Here is an 18,076-nt window from a genome sequence, read left to right on the forward strand (position 1 = left end):
CGCGGGGACAAGGGAGTATCGCATGACAAAGATCGCATTTATCGGGCTCGGAAACATGGGCTCGGGCATGTGTGCCAATCTCTGCAGGGCGGGCCATGAGGTCCGTGCCTTCGACCTCAATGCCGAGGCGGTGAAGGCCGCCAAAGGCCATGGGGCAATTGCTGTGGCCACAATCGCGGATGCGGTGAAGGACTCCGAAATCGTGGTCACCATGCTGCCCGCTGGCAAGCATGTCCTGGCGGTTTATTTCGGCGAGGATGGCGTGGCGTCTCATGCGGCCACGGGCACGCTGTTCCTCGATTGCTCCACCATCGCTGTTGAGCATGCCCGCGAAGCGGCGTCCAAGGCCGAAGCGGCAGGCTTCCTGATGGCGGATGCACCCGTGTCCGGCGGGACGGCTGCGGCAGATGCCGGTACGCTGACCTTCATGGTGGGCGGCCCCGATGAAGCCTATGCCAAGGCCAAGCCGATCCTCGACGCAATGGGCAAGAACATCTTCCATGCGGGCGGCAGCGGGAACGGCCAGGCGGCCAAGATCGCCAACAATATGCTGCTCGGCATCTCCATGATCGGCACATGCGAAGCGTTCAATCTCGCGGAAAAGCTGGGTCTCGACGCGCAGACCTTCTTCGATATCTCCTCCACAGCCTCCGGCCAGTGCTGGAGCATGACGAGCTATTGCCCGGCGCCGGGACCGGTGCCTACCGCCCCATCAAACCGGGACTATCAGCCCGGTTTTGCGGTCACGATGATGTTAAAAGATCTTCATCTGGCGGCGGCTGCAGCAAGAGCTGCGGGGGCAGAGGTGACGCTGGGTGAAATGGCGGAAAAAATCTATCAGGATCTGGACACTAGAGGGCATGGCGGGCTCGATTTTTCAGGTGTCATGAAGGATCTCCAGCAACGACTAGACTAGACTCAAGTAGCTAAGTTGGGCCGCCCACGATCCGACCAATCCCGGACCGGGCGGCCCATTTTGCAACCATTCGCAGGCTCGCTCATTCATTCGTCTCGGAATGTATTGCGCTGCAGCATTCATGATGGGAATCATGGGGGCGCGAGCTGGCGAATAGGTGAGACTTGAGCAGGCAATTTTTGTTTCGGCCGAAATATATTCGTGTGTTCACACTCGCGATGATTCTCGCTGCGTGTTCTCCCGACGATGATGCATCAGCTCCGGTGGCAATAGATGAGGCGCCGATCCTCCCGTCAGAATCAGAGCCATCCGAGCAGGTGCCGCCAGCCAAGAGCCAGCCAGCACCTTCATCTATCTACAACTTGGAACGTGTCCAGCCCGAGCCGGCATCTGTGCCGGTGCGGCCTCAGCCCGAAGATATGGCGGATGCCAATACCGAGGCCGCATTCGGCTTGCCTGAGATACGTCAGAAGGCCCGGCGGCTGGCCGCAGAGCCATATGAGCCATCTCGACCCCTTCCGGATGATGCGAAGCGTTTGAACTATGATCAGTACCGACGCATCCTTCCGGTTGCTGGCGACATGGGGTGGTCCGACCCTGCGACAGGATCGCGTGTCTCGTTCGATCCTCGTGGCTACCTGTTTGATCAAGAGGTCCGCATTAACATTATCGACGGGGATACAGTCACGCCCCATAATTACTCTGCCGACGCATTTGATTTCAAGGATTTGCCCCTTTCCGAGGAGACGCGGGAAACACTCGGCTTCGCAGGTTTGCGATTGCTGGCGCCCATCAACAAGGCCGGGAAGTTCGATGAAGTGCTCAGCTTCAAGGGCGCTAGTTTCTTCCGGGCACTGGGAGCGGGCAGCGTGTACGGCGCATCGGCGCGGGGGCTGGGTATTGGAACCGCATCTGCGGATGGGGAGGAATTTCCTGCGTTTCGCGAGTTCTGGGTTGTCCGTCCAGACCCTGCGTCTCAGGGCGTCAGCATTTATGCGCTCATGAACAGCCCGAGCGTAACGGGCGCGTTTGCCTTTGAGGTTTCGGCGGGTCCGCGCACCCAAGTCGAAGTGGAGGCGACTTTTTTCCCCCGAAAGGAAATCGATGGTGTCGGCCTGTCACCACTGACCTCCATGTATTATTTTTCGCCACATGACGTGATCAAGCAGGGCGATGATTTTCGCCCAGCCGTGCACGACTCCGAGGGGTTGGCGATCCAGATGTCGAACGGCGAATGGGTTTGGCGTCCTCTCCAGAACCCCGCCGATCTGGAAGTATCGGTGCTGGCAGGAACACAGCCGATGGGCTTTGGCCTGCTGCAGCGGCATCGGAAATTTGATGACTATTCGGATGTTGAGGCCGCATATCATCAGCGTCCGGACGTCTGGGTGGAGCCACATGGAGACTGGGGCGAAGGTCAGTTGATGCTCGTCGAGATTCCTACGGTGAACGAGTACAATGACAATATCGCCGTATTCTGGCGCCCGGCATCCGGTTGGCGACCCGGTGGCACACATACGATTTCCTATACGATGAACTGGGGACACAGGCCGGGTGCCCTGGCCGAAGTCATGTCCGTGTCGGACACGCGTGCTGGCCGTAAGCCAGGCGGCAAGGCGCGCATGTTCGTGCTCGACTACGAGGATGTCCCGGAAGGATTCTTCGAGAATGCCGAACTGGAGATCAGCACATCAGCGGGAAAAATCCTCAATCCGGTGATGCGTCGCCATCCTTCCAGTGACAATTACCGGATGAGTTTCGAGCTCGATCCCGAAGGCGCGGACATGGCGGAATTGCGTGCGGTTGTGGTGCGGGGTGGTCGCCCGCTGACGGAGACATGGCTTTATCGGTGGAGCACAAAATGAGGGACCTTCGCCCGCGCCCGACGGAGTTTCCGCTTACCATGCCCAATCAACCCTTGCAGTCACGGATTGCCAGTGTGCGGGCTGGCACAACGTCTCATGTCTGGCGGAAGCTGTTCGTGCTGGGGGCTTCAGTTCTTCTGACCCTTTGGACAACGCGGGAGATGTACGAGGTTCTGGCCGTGTCGGGAATGACATTGCTGGAATGGGTTCTGCTGTTTGTGTTCGCAATCAATATCAGCTGGATTTGCTTTGCCTTCGTGAACGCAACCATTGGCTTTGCCTGCGCCGTGGCGCCAAGGCATGCGGCGCGCTCGGCCGACCCCGTCTGTATCCGAAACGTGCGCACCGTCCTTACGTTTCCAATCTACAATGAGGCGGTTGAAGATGTCTTCGCAACTGTGTCCGCTACGGCGCGGATGCTCGAAGATGCGCCGGGTTTCTATGAGTGTTTCATCCTGAGCGACACGACTGATCCCGAAATCGCGCTTGCCGAAGAGGTGGCGTATGCAGAATTGTTGAAGACGGTCAGGGGCAATGTTTCTGTTCGCTATCGTCGGCGCACAATCAATCACCATCGCAAATCCGGTAACATTCGCGATTTCGTCATGCGGTGGGGTGGGCGCTACGACCATATGATTGTTTTCGACGCTGACAGCTATATGGAGCGCGACACGATTGTGCATCTCGTGGAGGAGATGGAGCGCGCGCCTCATACTGCGCTGATCCAGACCATTCCTCAGCTTGTCGGTGGGCGCACCCTGCTGGCACGTTGTCAGCAATTTGCGTCTGCGCTTTACGGCCCGATCCTGGGGGGTGGGATGGCCTGGTGGGCGCAGAATGAAGGAAATTTCTGGGGACACAACGCCATCATCAGAATTTCAGCTCTGGCCGAGGCTGCTGGACTGCCGGAAATGCCAGGTAAAGCGCCTTTTGGCGGCTCGATCCTGAGCCATGACTTCGTTGAGGCTGCGTTCTTGCGCCGCGCTGGCTGGAATGTGGAAATTCGCCCCGAAATCGGCGGATCCTATGAGCAGGGGCCGCCCACTATTGTTGAACTGGTCAAGCGCGACCGACGCTGGTGCCAAGGCAATATGCAGCACATGGCGGTTCTCTTGAAAACAGGCGGGCTCAGCTGGACCAATCGCTTCCACCTCATCACGGGCATCTTTTCCTACCTTGCCTCACCGCTCTGGCTGATCTTCATCACACTTGGTATGCTGTTGTCGCTCCAGAACAGCTTCATGCAACCCGCGTATTTTGGGGATGAGGCATCGCTCTTCCCAACCTGGCCGGTGATCGACTCTGAGCGTGCGCTGACCCTCTTCTTCGTCACGATGGGACTGTTGTTCGCCCCCAAGATGTATGGGTTGGTCTACGGACTGGTGTCGCGCGAGTGGCGTCGGAGCGTGGGCGCCGGCAAGACGATTCTTGGCGCTCTGACGGAGACGGCATTGTCGGTCCTGATCGCCCCGATTCTCATGGCGACGCAAACGGGCGCAGTTATCAATGTCTTCCGGGGCAAGGATAGCGGATGGTCGCCGCAGGAACGCGCGCAGGGCGGGTACAGCTTCCTTGCGACGCTGCGCCATAATATTCCAGCCACGCTGCTGGGTGCGGCGCTGATGATGGCGGCTACCGCAATCTCACCCGTCTATGCGGCATGGCTGGCTCCGGCAACGGTCGGCATGGTCCTTGCGGCTCCATTATCCTATTGGACCGCGAAAGAGTCGGCGGGGCAGAGGGCACGTCAGGCAGGTTTGCTGGTCAGCCCTGTCGAGGTCCGTCTGCCGGACAGCGTCGGCCTGTCCTGGGCGGAAGTACGCGCTTTTTCAGCGCTGCCCAAGACCGACATGGTTTCCCTATTGCGTGATCGCGTCAGCCAGCGGAAGCGGCGACCGCTGATTGATCCATATTGGCCCTTGCAGCGACACGAGGTTCACGAACCACTGGCGCTCGCTCGTGCGCGTGTAACACGCGTGCTCACGCTTGAAGAATATATCAAGGCCATATCCAAAGCTGAATTGATGGCTATCCTGAATTCCTCACAGGATCTTGAAAGCATCAGTTTCAGGTTCGCCGTTGCCGGGCGGGTCGCCGGGGATGTCTCTGCTTATGAAAGACTGATGTCCAGCGAGCGAGCAGGCGGGCGTACGACAACCTCCAGCGGAGGACAGCGAAGTGGCACCTGACTTCTCTATTTTGGAAGTGTCACTTAAGCGTTGTTGAGATGAACTTCCTGATCGCATGTAGCGACTCCGGCTCATTGAGGAACGGCGTATGGCCTCGCCCCGGCACAGTCAGCAATCGGCTGCCCTTATGCCGCTTCAGCATGCGGTTCGCGGTTTTTTCTGTGAGGATATCCGAGGTTTCACCGCGAACAATCAGTAGCGGGATGGCCTTGAGCGCCGAGTAGATACGCCACATCGCGAAGTTGACGCGCCAGCTCGGCTTCGTACTGCCCATGCCCCGCACAATTACCGGATCATAGTCGAATATGATCTTCCCATCATCGCGTACCGTGCAAGTTCGCTTGGCAAATTCGAGCCAGTCGTCTGCGTTATAGTCCGGGTAGACGCTCGCCTGTGTTCGGCCAATTGCTGTAGCGGCATCGTCCAGATTGTCGAATGTTTCATTCCCGCCAGCATAGCCGGCTATGCGTTTGAGGCCCGCGGGATTTACTTCGGGTCCGACATCATTGATCACGATGCTCTTGATTTTATCCGGGAAAGCCTTGGCCATCAGCATGGCCATCAGCCCTCCCATCGATGTGCCGATCAGAATCAGATTGTCCAGTTTCAGGTGCGCAATCAGCGCAGCCATGTCTTGTACATAAACTGGTGGCGCATAGGTCTCGCCACTCGGGTCGCGATCCGACCGGCCGCGCCCGCGCACATCGACCGAGATGTACCGGGCGGGTAATTCCAAGCCGCGTATCATGGGCTCGAAATCCTTATGGTTTCGGGTCAGGCCGTGCATGCACAGCACAGTGAGGTTGCTGTCATGTGGGCCATACTCGGCGGCGTAGAGTTTCAGTCCGTCATGCGCAGTGTAGTAGATATCCCGTTTTTCCATGGCGGGGCTCAGACCAGCTTGGCCGCGCGGGCAGCGTCGCGGGCATAATAGCGTCCCGACAGGACGAGGAAGAGGATGCTCGCAGCGTTCAGCAGGAGGATGATCTCCAGCGCCGATTTCAGCGGGGTTGTCGAACCCGCATCAGAGAACTGAACACTGAGCCAACCAGCAAAGGTCGGGCCGCCGCCAATGCCAATCAGGGTCAGGCAGAGCAGCATGAAGGCAGATGCGAAGGAGCGCATGCGCAAACCCACCAATTCCTGAGAGGCCGTATAGGCAACGCTGGCATAGATCAGGCCGACAAAGCTGGGCACCACGTTCCACGCATAGGCAAGGCCGATGCTGTCTGCCTGAAGGAACATCCATGCGAATGGCAGGGCAAGTGCGCCACAGGCTGCAATTGTCCACGGGCGCCAGGCCAGATTCTTCGAAGACATGCGGTCACAGATCTTGCCGACGACGACTGCACCGACCCCGCCGACGCCACCAATCAACAGGCCGAGTGGGATGGAGACATCCCCGGGGCCGACATCGAATGTGCGCTGGAGGTGGCTGGACGTGAAGACAAGGAAGGCGTTCGCCGAGACACAAATGAGGCAACAGCCTAACAGCAACAGCAGGAATGAGGTCTGACCTGAAATGAATTTCAGGGTTTCGCCAATCGATGGCGCTTCGCCATCATCGACGCGCTGTTCAATGGCACCGCGTTTCGGCTCTTTCAGTGTGAAGCGAACCAGCAGGGCCAGGATCAGGCCCGGTATACCCGCGATAAAGAATGCCGCGCGCCAGCCAAACGCTTCATACACCAAACCGCCCAGCGCGAAGCCGCCAAGGATGCCGAAGCCAATCCCCGTCGTATAGATGCCGAGCGCGGTGGCGCGTTCGTGGGGCGCGTAGAGATCAGAAATGATGGATGTGGCAGGTGGAGTACCGCCCGCTTCGCCCACGCCAACACCCATGCGGGCGACCAGCAAGTGCCAGAAATTCTGTGCGAGGCCGGAGATGGCGGTCATACCCGACCAGACGGCCAGTGACAGAGAAATGATGGTGCGGCGATTGCCCCGGTCGGCCCACATTGCCATCGGAATGCCAAGGGTTGCGTAGAAAGCCGCAAAAGCGAGGCCTGTCAGCAAGCCGAGTTGAGCGTCGTCCAGTTTCAGGTCGGCCTTGATCGGCTCCAGCAGGATCACGAGGACCTGCCGGTCGATATGGTTGAATGTGTAGACCAGCGTAAGCAATGCCAGCACATAGGCGCGAGATGCATTACGGGACGTCGAAGAGGGTGGGGCCGCGAGATCGGTCATGGCTGTCCTTCAGGCTACGCCGAAGCGGTTACCGGTATCTGCAAGGTTTGGGAGGGACGGACCGGCGACCTACGGAGGTAAAGGTCGCCGGCCCGCTCGGTTGACTAGAAGTCGACCGAGATTGAGGCGGTAAGCGTGCGCGGTGGGCCGTAGAAGGCCGAATACGCACTGTCGAAGCCAAGCTGGCTCGGCGTCACGAAGTTGTAGGCCGCGACGCGGTATTCCTCGTCCGTGAGGTTCCGGCCGTGGATACCGAAACGCAGGCGCTCGGACGGCGATGTCCAGACGAAGCTGAGGTCCAGCAACGTATAGGAGTCCGGATCCAGCGCCGGACCCCCATTCGGGAACAGCACGTTCGTGCCCGGAGCGAAGCCTGGGTTCTCCACGTTGAAGAGATAATAGGCGTCGCGATAGGAAGCCGATCCTGTGATCGAGATCGCACCAAATTCAGGCCCGAAGTCGCGCATATAATTCAGCGAGAGCTGGCCCTGCAGTTCCGGTGTATTCTGCGTCACGAACTGGTCGGCGATATTGGTGCCGGCGGACAGGATTTCCTGAATTTCAGCATCGATATAGCCGAGGTTCCCCATCAGGGTGAACTCATCATTGATGAACCAGCTGCCCTCAAGTTCGAGGCCGGTGTATTCCGATGAGCCCGCATTAAAGACCGAGGAAACAAACGTGTCGTTCACGCCGTCATTGTCGGAATCGGCGCCACTCTGAACTGTGATCTGCTGATCGGTATATTCAGCAAAGAAGACGGCTGTGTTCAGCAAAAGGCGATCATCGAAGAAGCTGCCTTTGATACCGATTTCATAACTGTCGACCTTCTCCGGTCCGAAACCTTCCTGTGAAAGTCCCAGCGTATCGAGGTCAGCACGGGCCCGCGGGTCAAAGCCGCCTGCCTTGAAGCCCTGAGCGTAGGTTGCGTAGATGTTCAGGTCGTCCGTTGGCTTGTAGGAAACCGAAATGCGCGGAGTGAACTCCTCGTCTTCCCGGTTCAGGCCTTCATAGCCGGTCTGGGTGACGAAGAAGATTGAGCTGGTATTGGTCGGGTCGAACGAGCCGGAGCCCATGCCGAGCCAAAGCTCACGCGTCACGTCTGCAGTGGTTTCATCCTTGGTGAAGCGACCACCGAGGGACACGCTCCACTGGTCAGTCAGGTCATAGGTGAAATCACCGTAGACGGAGAAGTTTTCCTTGTCCTGCTTGCCGGCCTGGTAGACCGTCAGGCCCAACGCGCTGAGCAACAGATCGAACGCACCGTCGGCACTGCCATCAAGATAGTAGATGCCTGCGACGCCAGACAGGCGGTCGCCATTGTACAGCATCTGGAATTCCTGGCTGAACTGGTCGTCACTATAGTAAGCCGGGACATCGAAATCCTGACCGGGCAGGGCGTCGAAGTCGATCGGCGTAACCGTTGCGCCTTCACGATAGGCCGTGACCGATTTCAGCGTGATCTCGTTATTGACGTCCCACTCGCCCGTGAAGGAGTAGCCCTCGGTTTCGACAGAGTTGTCATCGCCGATACCGGCGCGGGTGTCATAGACATTGTCCGTGACCGGCAGGGTGCCGTCACCGCTCGGGATCAGGCGGTGACCATGCTTGGCGTTGGAGTTGTCTTCAGATTTGTCATAGGCAAAACGGAAGAACAGTGAGTCGGTTGGTGCCCATTCGGCGCTCACGCGGTAGGCGAGGACGTCCTTGTCGTAATGATCTGCACCGGTGAAGAGGTTCTCCCCGTAACCGTCGCGTTGGTAGTTGGCGATGGCACCGCCGACCTTGAATGTGTCGCTGAGCGGTACCGAACCGGATACGATCGTGTCGAGCTGGCTGTAGGAGCCGACATTGACCTTGGCTTTCAGGTCCGGCTCGTCGTCCATCTTGGCGGTGACGTATTTAATCGCTCCGCCAATCGTATTGCGGCCATAGAGCGTACCTTGCGGTCCGCGCAGAACTTCGATCCGTTCAATGTCGAATATGTCCAGGATCGCGCCTTGTGGGCGTGCAATGTAGACATCATCAACGTAGAGACCGACGCCGGGCTCGAAGCCCCAGAGCGGGTCCTGCTGGCCGACGCCGCGAATGAAGGCGATCAGGGTGGAGTTGGAGCCGCGTGCCACTTCGATCGTTGCGTTCGGGGTCGAGCGTTGGATGGAAGTGATATCGACCGCGCCGGTGGCTTCCAGCTGGTCAGCGCTGAACGCAGAAACGGATAGCGGTACATCGATCAGGTCTTCTTCGCGGCGTTGGGCGGTAACCGTCACCCGGCCGAGCGTGCGGGCCTCTTCCGGGGCCTCATCATCCGCATCCTGCGCATGCGCAGCGTACTGGCCCGCGGTCAGCGCCAGCGCCGACACGAGACCGAATCTCAGCGTATTCATTTTGTGATTTCCCAATTTTTCCTCCCGAGGATTCTTTGTATTTGACGGGATTTATCCAGAACATGCGCGCTTGGGCGATGACCTGAGGGCTCAACACAAGTGAACATTTTCGCTCAGGCGCGTCAGGCTTGAGCAGTTTCCATGCTGGACCTGGCATAGACGGCAGGCGAAACACCGCGCATCTTCTTGAACGCCCGATTGAAGGCGCGCACATCGGAATAGCCAAGAAATTCCGCAACTTGGGTGACGCTTGTGCCTTGTGCCAGCATCAGGCCGGCCCGTTCGGCGCGGCTTTCCTGGAGGATGTCCCGGAAACTTGTGTGCTCTTCGCTCAGGCGGCGGCGCAAGGTTGCAACGCTCACGTCCAGATGCCGGGCGACAGCTTGCTGGGTTTCGTGTCCATCCGAGATCAGGTCGGCTGTGCGTACTGAATAGCTTCGCGAGTCGGAAGAAGGCGCGATGGCTTCAAGATGGCGGATGACGCGCGCGAAAATCCCGTCAGCGGTCAGATCGACTTCCGGGGTGGCGGGAATGGTCTCGCAGGCTATGTCGATATCATAGATCAGCTCATAGGCTGCATGACCGTAGCCGATGGGCACCTGCCAGAATTGCAGCTGGCCATTGCCGGCATCATTCCGGTTCCTGAGCAGGCTCACCCGTTTGAGCGCCCGGCCTGCGGCGCCGCCGGTCAGGCTGTCGAGCAGGGCATGAGTCTTGATCAGCAAGGCGTCGCCGACGAAATGCGTCAACGCACGATCATCGCGAAAGCGATAGGGGAAAGTCGAATCATCCACCACCAGCGCCAGCATCGAGTCGGTCTGGCGGACATAGTTGTAGCGCCCGCCATGCATCATGTTGAAATGCGAAGCGAGGCTCCGGATTGCGTCTTGCAGGGTCGAGGCCGCCTGGATCTGCGTCACGACAAATGTGCCGGTCTGGTAGAGCAGCTTTCGTTCAGAAAGTTGCGCAGTCAGGTCGTCGAAGGACCGGGCGATCTCGCGTTGGATGCGATAATAGTCGACCAGATCAATCTGCGTGCCGGGTTGGCTTGTGCGTTTGCCCGGATCGATGCCCAGTCGATCCAGCAGGCCGTCAACGTCCACACCCGACGTTCCGGCCCATGACAGGATCGGTTCAATCTGGTGGAGTTCGAAACTCGCCCGGGTCAGTGACTGCGACATGCGGGTCTTATAGCAGGAATCTGTATCGAAAACGTATCCTGATTCAAAAGGATGTTTTCAAATATGGCGTTGCTGCAACAGGCCTAGCGGTAATAGGCGCACAGCGTGTCGACCAGCGCCCGGCCGATCCCGCCCGCACAACGATAATAGATCGTCTGCGCATCCCGGCGGCTTTCAACCAGACCGGCCGCGCGCAGCTTTGCCAGATGCTGGGATACAGCGGAATGCGATTGGCCGGTCATGTCGGCCAGCTGATGAACAGGGTGCTCGCCCTCATTCAGCGCGCACATGATCTTCAACCGCGTATCACTCGACATGGCCTTCAGCACTTCTGAGGCCTCGTGAATGCGCTCCGACATGAGGTCAAAGGCATCCTTCGTCTGGGGTTTGTGCTGGGCTTTCATCAGGATGTGCTCGTAGTTATTGTTGCGGGCGGCGTATCAGCTAATATGCGAATATAAGCATTAAGATGGTGCGAAACAGGGTCGCGTCTGCAAGAGACGGGCGGGAATACGCTGAAAATGCCCGCATGACGGGGCATTTTGCTGAACTTCAAATCTTGCCGGAATCCGTGCAAACCTTTATGCGCCCCCTATATGCGTTTCGGCGGCGCAATGGACCGCCCTTTATTGGAGACTGCATGTCGAAGGAAGAACTGATTGAATTCGAAGGCACAGTCGTGGAACTGCTGCCGAACGCGACGTTCCGCGTTAAACTCGAGAACGACCACGAAATCATTGCCCACACGGCTGGCAAGATGCGCAAGAACCGCATCCGCGTGCTGACCGGGGACAAGGTCATGGTTGAGATGACCCCTTACGACCTGACCAAGGGTCGTATCACCTACCGCTTCAAATAAGAGATATGGCGTCCTCAGGGCATGTTCCCCTGATCCTCGCCAGTGCGAGTCCCCGGCGGCGAGACCTGCTCGCCCAGATCGGGATTGTGCCGGACGCGATCTGCCCCACTGACATCGACGAATCCCGTCGCAAGGACGAATCTCCGCGTGCGCTGGCCGAAAGGCTGGCGCGGGAGAAGGCCATGGCCTGTCCGGAGGCTGGGTTTGTGCTGGCCGCGGATACCGTGGTTTCGCTGGGCCAGAGAAACCTCGAAAAAGCTGCCGATGCGGAAGAGGCCGAGGCCTTCCTGCGGCTTCTTTCAGGCCGGGCACACCAATGTCTTACCGGTATCGCCGTGAAAGCCCCCGATGGCCGCGTGAGCAGCCGTACCGTGCTTGCTCGGGTGAAGGTGAAGCGCCTGACAGATCAGGAAATCGCTGCCTATATTGCCAGCGGCGAATGGCAGGGCAAGGCGGGCGGCTATGGCATTCAAGGCATGGCCGGCGCCTTCATCACCCATATCAGCGGCAGCTACACCGCGATTGTCGGCCTGCCGCTATACGAGACAAAAGCCCTGCTGGAAGGCATGGGCTGGCGCTTGAAGGCCTAGGCTTTCTCCCAGGCCGTTATGGCCAGAAGGCTCAGCGTGACCACGCCGCCTACCATGAGCCATATCGGATCGGCCGTCGCGAGCAGGCTGGCATCCTGCTGGGCATCGGTAACAGTCTGGGTGACCAGCGTATCCAGCCCGCTCCAACCTGTCAGCAAGCCTGGTAACTGCACGGCCGCCACGCCAGCACCCACCATACCGACGGCGCCCAGCACCAGTTTGCGAAAGAGGGATTTTCGGCGAATGCCGCCCATCACGTCATTCACGAACGGGGCCGGATCCAGCGCGCGGTCTTCCGCCGTGAAGAGATCGGTCAGGTCTGAATAGGTTTCCTGGTCACGCATCATCGTACTCCATCACGCCACATGGCTGCTTTCAAGGTGTTTGCGGAGCGCGGCCACGCCGCGCGTTACATGGGATTTTATCGTGCCAAGCGGCCAGCCGGTGGCCTCGGCCGCTTCGCGATGGGACAGGCCTGAGGCGACGCACAGCACCACACAGACCCGCTGGGCTTCTGATAAGGTATTCAGCGCCCGATTGAGGTCCATCTGGTCACCGACCTGATCGGACTGGGTGCGCTCGAACGGAATGATCTCTGCCGTTTCGTCAAACTCTATCTCGATCTTCTGCTTTCGGCGGGCTTGCAGATATTCGCGCCAGCAGATTGTGCAGATCCAGGCCGAGAAGGTTCCGCCGGCATAGGAACCGATCTTCTGCCAGGCCTTCAGGAACGTCGCTTGCGCGATGTCATCCCCGTCGCTGGCCGAGCCGGTCAGGCGCCGCGCCATGCCGCGCACGCGGGCCTGATGGCGGCGCACGAGTTCGGCAAAGTCTGCCTCATGGCCTCGTGCGGCGCTTGCGGCCAGGTCCGGATCGCTGCGCATGTCGCGCCCTCCCTTGGCAACCAGCCTCAGCTCAACCCTGTTGCCCACGACGACTCGCTGCCCAGAGACCAAGATAGGCCAGACCGATGAGGACAGGGAAGGATGCGACGCCGATCATGGGTTTGACGGCTTCACCTTCTTCCATGCCAACCATCACACCGAGAAAGCCGAAGGCCACTCCGACGGCAAGGAACAGGACGCCCCGGCGCAAATCGGCGCGGACCGGATCGGTGATCAGGGCGAGTTTTTCCATCGTCTCGCCGGTCAGGTCCTGGCCCTTGTCGACCGCATGCCGCACAGTTTCATGCAGGGTCAGGCGTTTCTTGAAATTGTAGTGACTAACCAACCAGACAATCCCGGCAATGGCACCAAAAAAGACTACGGGGACAACAATATCTTCGCTCATTTCAAAAGCTCCTTCAGGCTTGTTCCGGGGCGTCGTGTTCGGCGCCTTTGTAGGGTAGATGCCGGCAGAGGCGTGTTTGGATGCAGCGCACCCGACTTTTTCTTTGTGTCGCCTGTGCTTGCCGATGGCGGGCCCGACCGCTAATCGCGGGGCAATGGTAAAGCTGAGATCGAAAAAGAATCGCAAGCCGCATATAGCGCCGGACCTGTCGACGACGCAGGGTCGTGCCCGCGCGCGCCGGGAACTGGTCTGGGGAGACCACGGGTTTCTGCGGGCAGCGTTCTCGAACCTGCACCAGATTTCGCCGGAGATGTGGCGCGCCAACCAGCCCTCGCCCAAGAAGGTGGTTGAATATGCCGAGACGCTCGGCATTCGCACCATCCTGAACCTGCGCGGGGAAAGCACCAAGGGCTATTACCTTCTGGAGAAGGAGGCCTGCGAAAAAGCGGGAATCACGCTGGTCGATTTCCAGGTCTTCTCCCGCGACACACCGACGAAAGAGGCGTTGTTCGCAGCGAAAGACTTGTTCGAATCGATCGAATACCCGGCTCTCATGCATTGCAAGTCGGGCGCAGATCGGGCGGGGCTGATGTCCGTGCTCTACAAGCTGTTGCGGGAAAAGGTTCCGTTCGAGCAAGCGGTGGAGCAGCTGTCGCTGAAATACCTTCACGTCAAACATGGCAAGACCGGCATGCTGGACGCGTTTTTCCAAGCCTATGCCGATTACAATGCCGGGCGCGCGCCTGAAGACTGGAAACCTTTTCTCGACTGGGTTTCAGACGACTATGACCGGATGGAAGTGAAGGAAAGTTTCCTGCGCGAGTTCGGAAAAGGCATCCAGGTCGACAAGATCCTGCAACGGGAATAGTTGCTTTCCTGTTAGTTAATTTCGTGCTTGGCTGAGCCGAACAGATACCGGAGCTGCCAGAATGCGCGTCCTGATCCTGACCGGCCTTTGCTTGGCCATGCTTGCCGCCTGCAGCCAGAAATCCGACCGTGAAATGTTGACCGAGGCCTGCATCGCCGATGGTGAAGGTCCGGAGACCTGCGCGTGTATCACGGGCGCCATGGAAGAAAAGCTGAGTCCGGACCTGTTTCGGCGCACAGCCGCTGCGATCGGCCGCGAGAAGCGCGATGTCGAGGATTTCGTGGAATCCCTGACCATGGCTGACCAGCTCGAATTTGCATCTTCGCTGACCGCAATGATTTCGTGCGAACTGGCGGTGGCAGACGATGAATAATCTGGGCCTGTCGCAAAATCGACGTCGCCCGGTCATGGGAAGTTCGCTTCTCGCGTGTAATTGGGCGACGGGTGGCACCAATCTGCATAGAATTAGTTTGGAATATAGGAAGGGGATCTCATGAAGTTCTTTATTATCAATAGCTTCCGCACGATGGTCTATGTCGCATACATTGCGATCATCGTTGGGGGCATCGCGCTTGGCCTTTACAATCGAGGTGAATTTACGGGCGAGTTGCTTGGTCTGACCGATACGATTGCTCAAGTGGCCGACTTTGCGGTGTTCACAGTGGGCGGATGGATCGCGGCCAGCCTCGTCTGCGGCCTGATCGTGACATTGCTGGATATTCGCGATGACATAAACGACCGCTTGCCTGATGCGCGTCGCGACGACTGAGCGACTCAATCAGAATCACGATTGAATAAGAACAGGCCATCGATTCGCGTCGGTGGCCTTTTTCAAATGGGGAGGAATCCACAATGACATCACTTGAAGTGGCCGGCGTATATGTCGCCGTGAACATGCTGCTCTTGATCTATCTGGCGTTCCGGGTCGTGTCCGTGCGGCAGTCGGCCAAAGTCTCGGTCGGGACCGGCGGCAATGAGATGCTGGAATTGCGTACGCGTGTGCACGGCAATGCCACGGAATACATCCCGTCCATGCTGGTCGGCCTTGTCATTTTGGCGCTGATGGGACTGCCGGCCTGGGCCATCCATGTTGCAGGTGGCGTCTTCACGCTCGGGCGATTGATGCATGTCATCGGGCTTGGCGGGACAATCATGGCCATGCGGGCCGGAGGCATCCTGCTCAGCTGGATTGCAATGGTGCTGACGGCGCTGGCGATCCTGTACCACGCCTTCGCCTGATTTGCGCAGTTGCGCGAGGCGAGCGCAGCGTCCATCTAGCCAGAATGGCTGATTTCAAGATACCGCCGGCCGAATTGCTTGCCGGACTACTGGACCATTGCCGAAAGGAAGGTGCAGACGCTGCCGACGCCCGGATTGGCGAGAGCGAAGGCGTAAGCGTTTCCGTCCGCGACGGCGCGCTGGAGAGCATTGAACGTGAAGAGGGGCGCTCGGTCGCTTTGCGCTGCCTGTATGGCAAGCGACAGGCGCACGTATCCGGCGCGGATTTGTCGCCGGAAGGGCTGAAGGCGCTCGCAGAACGCTGCGTGGCGATGGCGCGCGCTGTGCCCGAAGACAAATATTGCGGCTTGCCGGATGCGGACAAGCTGGCGACGGGCGATCTCGACATGGATTTGACCGGCGAACCGGAAATCTCCGCCGACATCCTCGAATCCGAAGCGTTGACAGCCGAAGCAGCCGCCTTGGGCATTGAAGGCATCAAGACGGTCGCCGGGTGTGGCGCGTCGTGGAACCGTTCCTCGCGCTGGGTTGCGGCCAGCAATGGCTTTTCCGCGTTCAAGACAGGCACGTCGACCAGCCTTGGCCTTGCTGCCGTGGCAGAGCGCGATGGCCATATGGAGCGAGACTATGACAGCTGGTCGGTCCGCTTCAAGAAAGATCGCCCGACGGCTGCCGAGATCGGAATCACGGCAGGTGAGCGGACGATCTCGCGTCTTGGCTCACGCAAGCTGAACACGCAGAAAGCCGCGGTCCTGTATGATCGGCGGGTCTCTGCGGGTCTCATAGGGGCATTCTTGGGGGCCATTTCCGGCCCGTCAGTCGCGCGCGGCGTCAGCTTCCTGAAAGACCGGATGGGCGAGCAGGTCTTCGCGGATGGTATCCACATCATCGACGATCCATTCCGCCCGATGGGCATGGGTTCGCGCAGTCATGATGGTGAAGGCCTGCCGGTGCAGGAAACTCACCTGATCGATAATGGCCGACTGACCAGTTGGCTGCTGAATTCCTCTTCGGCGCGCCAGCTGGGCATGGAGCCGAACGGCTTTTCCGCGCTCGGCTTTGGCGATCCTCCCGGCGTGACCACGTCGAACCTCTACCTGAAGGCCGGAGACAAGACTCCCGGCGAACTGGTCAAGGGGGCGGGCAAGGGCCTTTTGGTAACCGACATGTTCGGGCCGTCCATCAATCCGAACAATGGCGACTATTCGGTCGGCGTATCGGGCTTCTGGTTCGAGGATGGCGAGATTGCCTATCCAGTGTCCGAAGTCACCATCGCGGGCGACCTGCCCTCCATGTTTGCCCGCCTCATCCCGGCCTCGGACCTTGAGTTCCGGGGAACGCGGGACGCACCGAGCATTCTCATCGAGGATATGAGTCTTGCGGGCAGCTGACCGCACCCTGTTTGAAGACATGAAAATCCTGCGTGAACTCGCGCAGGAAGCCGGGAAATTGGCGCAGTCCTTCATGCTTGGCGGCCAAACGGCAGAGACCTGGCAAAAGAGCGGCGGCAGTCCGGTGACCGAAGCCGATATGGCCGTGAATCAGCTCTGCTCGGATCGGCTGACACGTTTCCGTCCGGAATATGGCTGGCTGTCCGAAGAGACGCTCGACGATCCCAATGCGCGCCAGAAGGACCGCTGCTGGGTGGTGGACCCGATTGACGGCACCCGCGCCTATATTCGCGGTGATCCGCATTGGTGCATCGGGCTTGCCATTGTCGAAGAGGGCGTCTCGGTGGGCGGCGTGCTGTATGCGCCGGAACTGGATGAGTTCTACGAAGCGCATCGCGGGCAGGGGGCGTTCCTGAACGGTGCTGCCATCCGGGTCAGCGAGTGCGCCACCGAGGCAGGGTGCCGCCTGATTGCGGCCGAGACAATGCTGGAGCATCCAGCTTGGCCGGAGCCGTGGCCGCCCGTGACCGTCGCCCGGCCGAAGCCCAACTCCACCCTGCTGCGGATGGCCTTCGTGGCGGCCGGAAAATGGGACGCAACGCTCGTTCTGGGGCAGAAGGCGGACTGGGATCTGGCTGCGGGCACTATCCTGATCGAGGAAGCGGGTGGTGTTGCCACGACACATCGCGGCGAAAAACTCATATTCAACCGGGCAGTACCTGCACAAAGGAGCGTCATTGCTTCTGGAAACGCCCTGCATCCTCTGTTAGTGCGCAGGTCAGAATTTGTGGATATACCTGACCCACAGGAAAGGGTGCCGAAAACGGCGCCTCCAGCGACTACGGAGCCAGCCAAAATGGGCGATACTACCCGCGAGACCAAACAGCTTCTTCACATCGTGTTCGGCGGCGAGCTGAAGGATGTGGCAGAAGTGGAATTCGAAGACCTTTCCAAGGTCGACTTTGTCGGCGCCTTCCCGAATTACAAGGACGCCTACGACGCCTGGAAAAATGCGGCCCACCGCACAGTGGACAATGCAGAAGTCCGCTATTTCATCCTGCATGCCCACAAGTTGCTGGACCCGGAAACGGGAGACCATCATCACGTCTGAGGT

Annotated in this window: 19 protein-coding genes; 11 read left to right on the forward strand and 8 right to left on the reverse strand. The window is 59.1% G+C overall.

Annotated elements, in window-relative coordinates; translation table 11 throughout:
* The first annotated feature begins 22 nt into the window (after window positions 1-22).
* The 3 genes from mmsB (at window position 23) to mdoH (ending at window position 4,970) form a co-directional block, all read left to right on the forward strand.
* Window positions 23-916, forward strand: a complete 894-nt coding sequence (mmsB, locus tag L53_RS03055) for a 3-hydroxyisobutyrate dehydrogenase (protein ID WP_034811412.1) — start codon at window positions 23-25, stop codon at window positions 914-916.
* Between the two features lie 179 nt (window positions 917-1,095).
* Complete coding sequence (locus tag L53_RS03060; RefSeq protein ID WP_051607501.1) at window positions 1,096-2,781, forward strand: glucan biosynthesis protein; 1,686 nt, start codon at window positions 1,096-1,098, stop codon at window positions 2,779-2,781.
* Between the two features lie 38 nt (window positions 2,782-2,819).
* Entirely contained in the window at window positions 2,820-4,970 is a 2,151-nt protein-coding gene (gene mdoH, locus L53_RS03065; protein WP_233347510.1) for a glucans biosynthesis glucosyltransferase MdoH, read from the forward strand.
* A gap of 19 nt (window positions 4,971-4,989) precedes the next feature.
* Here the strand turns inward: mdoH and L53_RS03070 are convergent, their stop codons facing one another.
* From L53_RS03070 to L53_RS03090, 5 genes are all read right to left on the reverse strand, one after another.
* On the reverse strand, window positions 4,990-5,853 hold the full coding sequence (locus L53_RS03070) for an alpha/beta fold hydrolase (RefSeq protein WP_034811414.1): 864 nt from the start codon (window positions 5,851-5,853) through the stop codon (window positions 4,990-4,992).
* An 8-nt stretch (window positions 5,854-5,861) separates the two neighbouring features.
* A complete protein-coding gene (locus L53_RS03075; protein ID WP_034811417.1) occupies window positions 5,862-7,157 on the reverse strand; it encodes an MFS transporter in 1,296 nt (431 codons plus the stop codon).
* 104 nt (window positions 7,158-7,261) lie between these two features.
* The gene (locus L53_RS03080) at window positions 7,262-9,544 is read right to left on the reverse strand and encodes a TonB-dependent receptor (protein ID WP_034811419.1); all 2,283 of its coding nucleotides are present in this window, start codon (window positions 9,542-9,544) and stop codon (window positions 7,262-7,264) included.
* Between the two features lie 122 nt (window positions 9,545-9,666).
* Window positions 9,667-10,725 (reverse strand): helix-turn-helix transcriptional regulator, encoded by a 1,059-nt coding sequence (locus L53_RS03085; protein WP_034811421.1) that lies wholly within the window; start codon window positions 10,723-10,725, stop codon window positions 9,667-9,669.
* A gap of 83 nt (window positions 10,726-10,808) precedes the next feature.
* On the reverse strand, window positions 10,809-11,129 hold the full coding sequence (locus tag L53_RS03090) for a helix-turn-helix transcriptional regulator (RefSeq protein ID WP_233347512.1): 321 nt from the start codon (window positions 11,127-11,129) through the stop codon (window positions 10,809-10,811).
* 236 nt (window positions 11,130-11,365) lie between these two features.
* Here L53_RS03090 and infA point away from each other — a divergent pair, with 236 nt between their 5' ends.
* Both infA and L53_RS03100 read left to right on the forward strand, forming a co-directional pair.
* Window positions 11,366-11,584, forward strand: a complete 219-nt coding sequence (gene infA / locus L53_RS03095) for a translation initiation factor IF-1 (protein WP_011646371.1) — start codon at window positions 11,366-11,368, stop codon at window positions 11,582-11,584.
* A 5-nt stretch (window positions 11,585-11,589) separates the two neighbouring features.
* Window positions 11,590-12,174 carry a nucleoside triphosphate pyrophosphatase gene (locus L53_RS03100; protein ID WP_034811423.1) on the forward strand — a complete coding sequence of 195 codons (585 nt, stop codon included), beginning with the start codon at window positions 11,590-11,592 and terminating at the stop codon, window positions 12,172-12,174.
* On the opposite strand, the gene L53_RS03105 is transcribed toward L53_RS03100, so the two are convergent.
* The 3 genes from L53_RS03105 to L53_RS03115 are packed head-to-tail and all read right to left on the reverse strand — an operon-like array spanning window position 12,171 to window position 13,464.
* Window positions 12,171-12,518, reverse strand: a complete 348-nt coding sequence (locus tag L53_RS03105) for a hypothetical protein (RefSeq protein WP_156947796.1) — start codon at window positions 12,516-12,518, stop codon at window positions 12,171-12,173. The genes L53_RS03100 and L53_RS03105 overlap by 4 nt on opposite strands.
* 12 nt (window positions 12,519-12,530) lie before the next feature.
* On the reverse strand, window positions 12,531-13,058 hold the full coding sequence (locus L53_RS03110; RefSeq protein ID WP_034811427.1) for an RNA polymerase sigma factor: 528 nt from the start codon (window positions 13,056-13,058) through the stop codon (window positions 12,531-12,533).
* A 31-nt stretch (window positions 13,059-13,089) separates the two neighbouring features.
* Window positions 13,090-13,464, reverse strand: a complete 375-nt coding sequence (locus tag L53_RS03115; RefSeq protein WP_034811429.1) for a DUF6249 domain-containing protein — start codon at window positions 13,462-13,464, stop codon at window positions 13,090-13,092.
* A 154-nt stretch (window positions 13,465-13,618) separates the two neighbouring features.
* On the opposite strand from L53_RS03115, the gene L53_RS03120 reads away from it, so the two are divergent.
* The 6 genes from L53_RS03120 (at window position 13,619) to L53_RS03145 (ending at window position 18,073) form a co-directional block, all read left to right on the forward strand.
* Window positions 13,619-14,332 (forward strand): beta-lactamase hydrolase domain-containing protein, encoded by a 714-nt coding sequence (locus L53_RS03120; protein WP_051607503.1) that lies wholly within the window; start codon window positions 13,619-13,621, stop codon window positions 14,330-14,332.
* A 61-nt stretch (window positions 14,333-14,393) separates the two neighbouring features.
* Window positions 14,394-14,705: a hypothetical protein gene (locus L53_RS03125; RefSeq protein WP_034811431.1), complete on the forward strand. Its 312-nt coding sequence runs from the start codon at window positions 14,394-14,396 to the stop codon at window positions 14,703-14,705.
* A 120-nt stretch (window positions 14,706-14,825) separates the two neighbouring features.
* The gene (locus tag L53_RS03130; protein WP_034811433.1) at window positions 14,826-15,101 is read left to right on the forward strand and encodes a hypothetical protein; all 276 of its coding nucleotides are present in this window, start codon (window positions 14,826-14,828) and stop codon (window positions 15,099-15,101) included.
* 83 nt (window positions 15,102-15,184) lie between these two features.
* Window positions 15,185-15,571 carry an MAPEG family protein gene (locus L53_RS03135; protein WP_034811435.1) on the forward strand — a complete coding sequence of 129 codons (387 nt, stop codon included), beginning with the start codon at window positions 15,185-15,187 and terminating at the stop codon, window positions 15,569-15,571.
* Between the two features lie 44 nt (window positions 15,572-15,615).
* Complete coding sequence (locus L53_RS03140; protein WP_034811437.1) at window positions 15,616-16,962, forward strand: TldD/PmbA family protein; 1,347 nt, start codon at window positions 15,616-15,618, stop codon at window positions 16,960-16,962.
* Window positions 16,949-18,073 carry an inositol monophosphatase family protein gene (locus L53_RS03145; RefSeq protein ID WP_233347514.1) on the forward strand — a complete coding sequence of 375 codons (1,125 nt, stop codon included), beginning with the start codon at window positions 16,949-16,951 and terminating at the stop codon, window positions 18,071-18,073. Before L53_RS03140 ends, L53_RS03145 begins: the two co-directional genes overlap by 14 nt.
* Window positions 18,074-18,076 lie beyond the last annotated feature (3 nt).

Origin of the sequence: Hyphomonas sp. L-53-1-40 (assembly GCF_000682775.1) — a bacterium.
GTDB lineage: Bacteria > Pseudomonadota > Alphaproteobacteria > Caulobacterales > Hyphomonadaceae > Hyphomonas.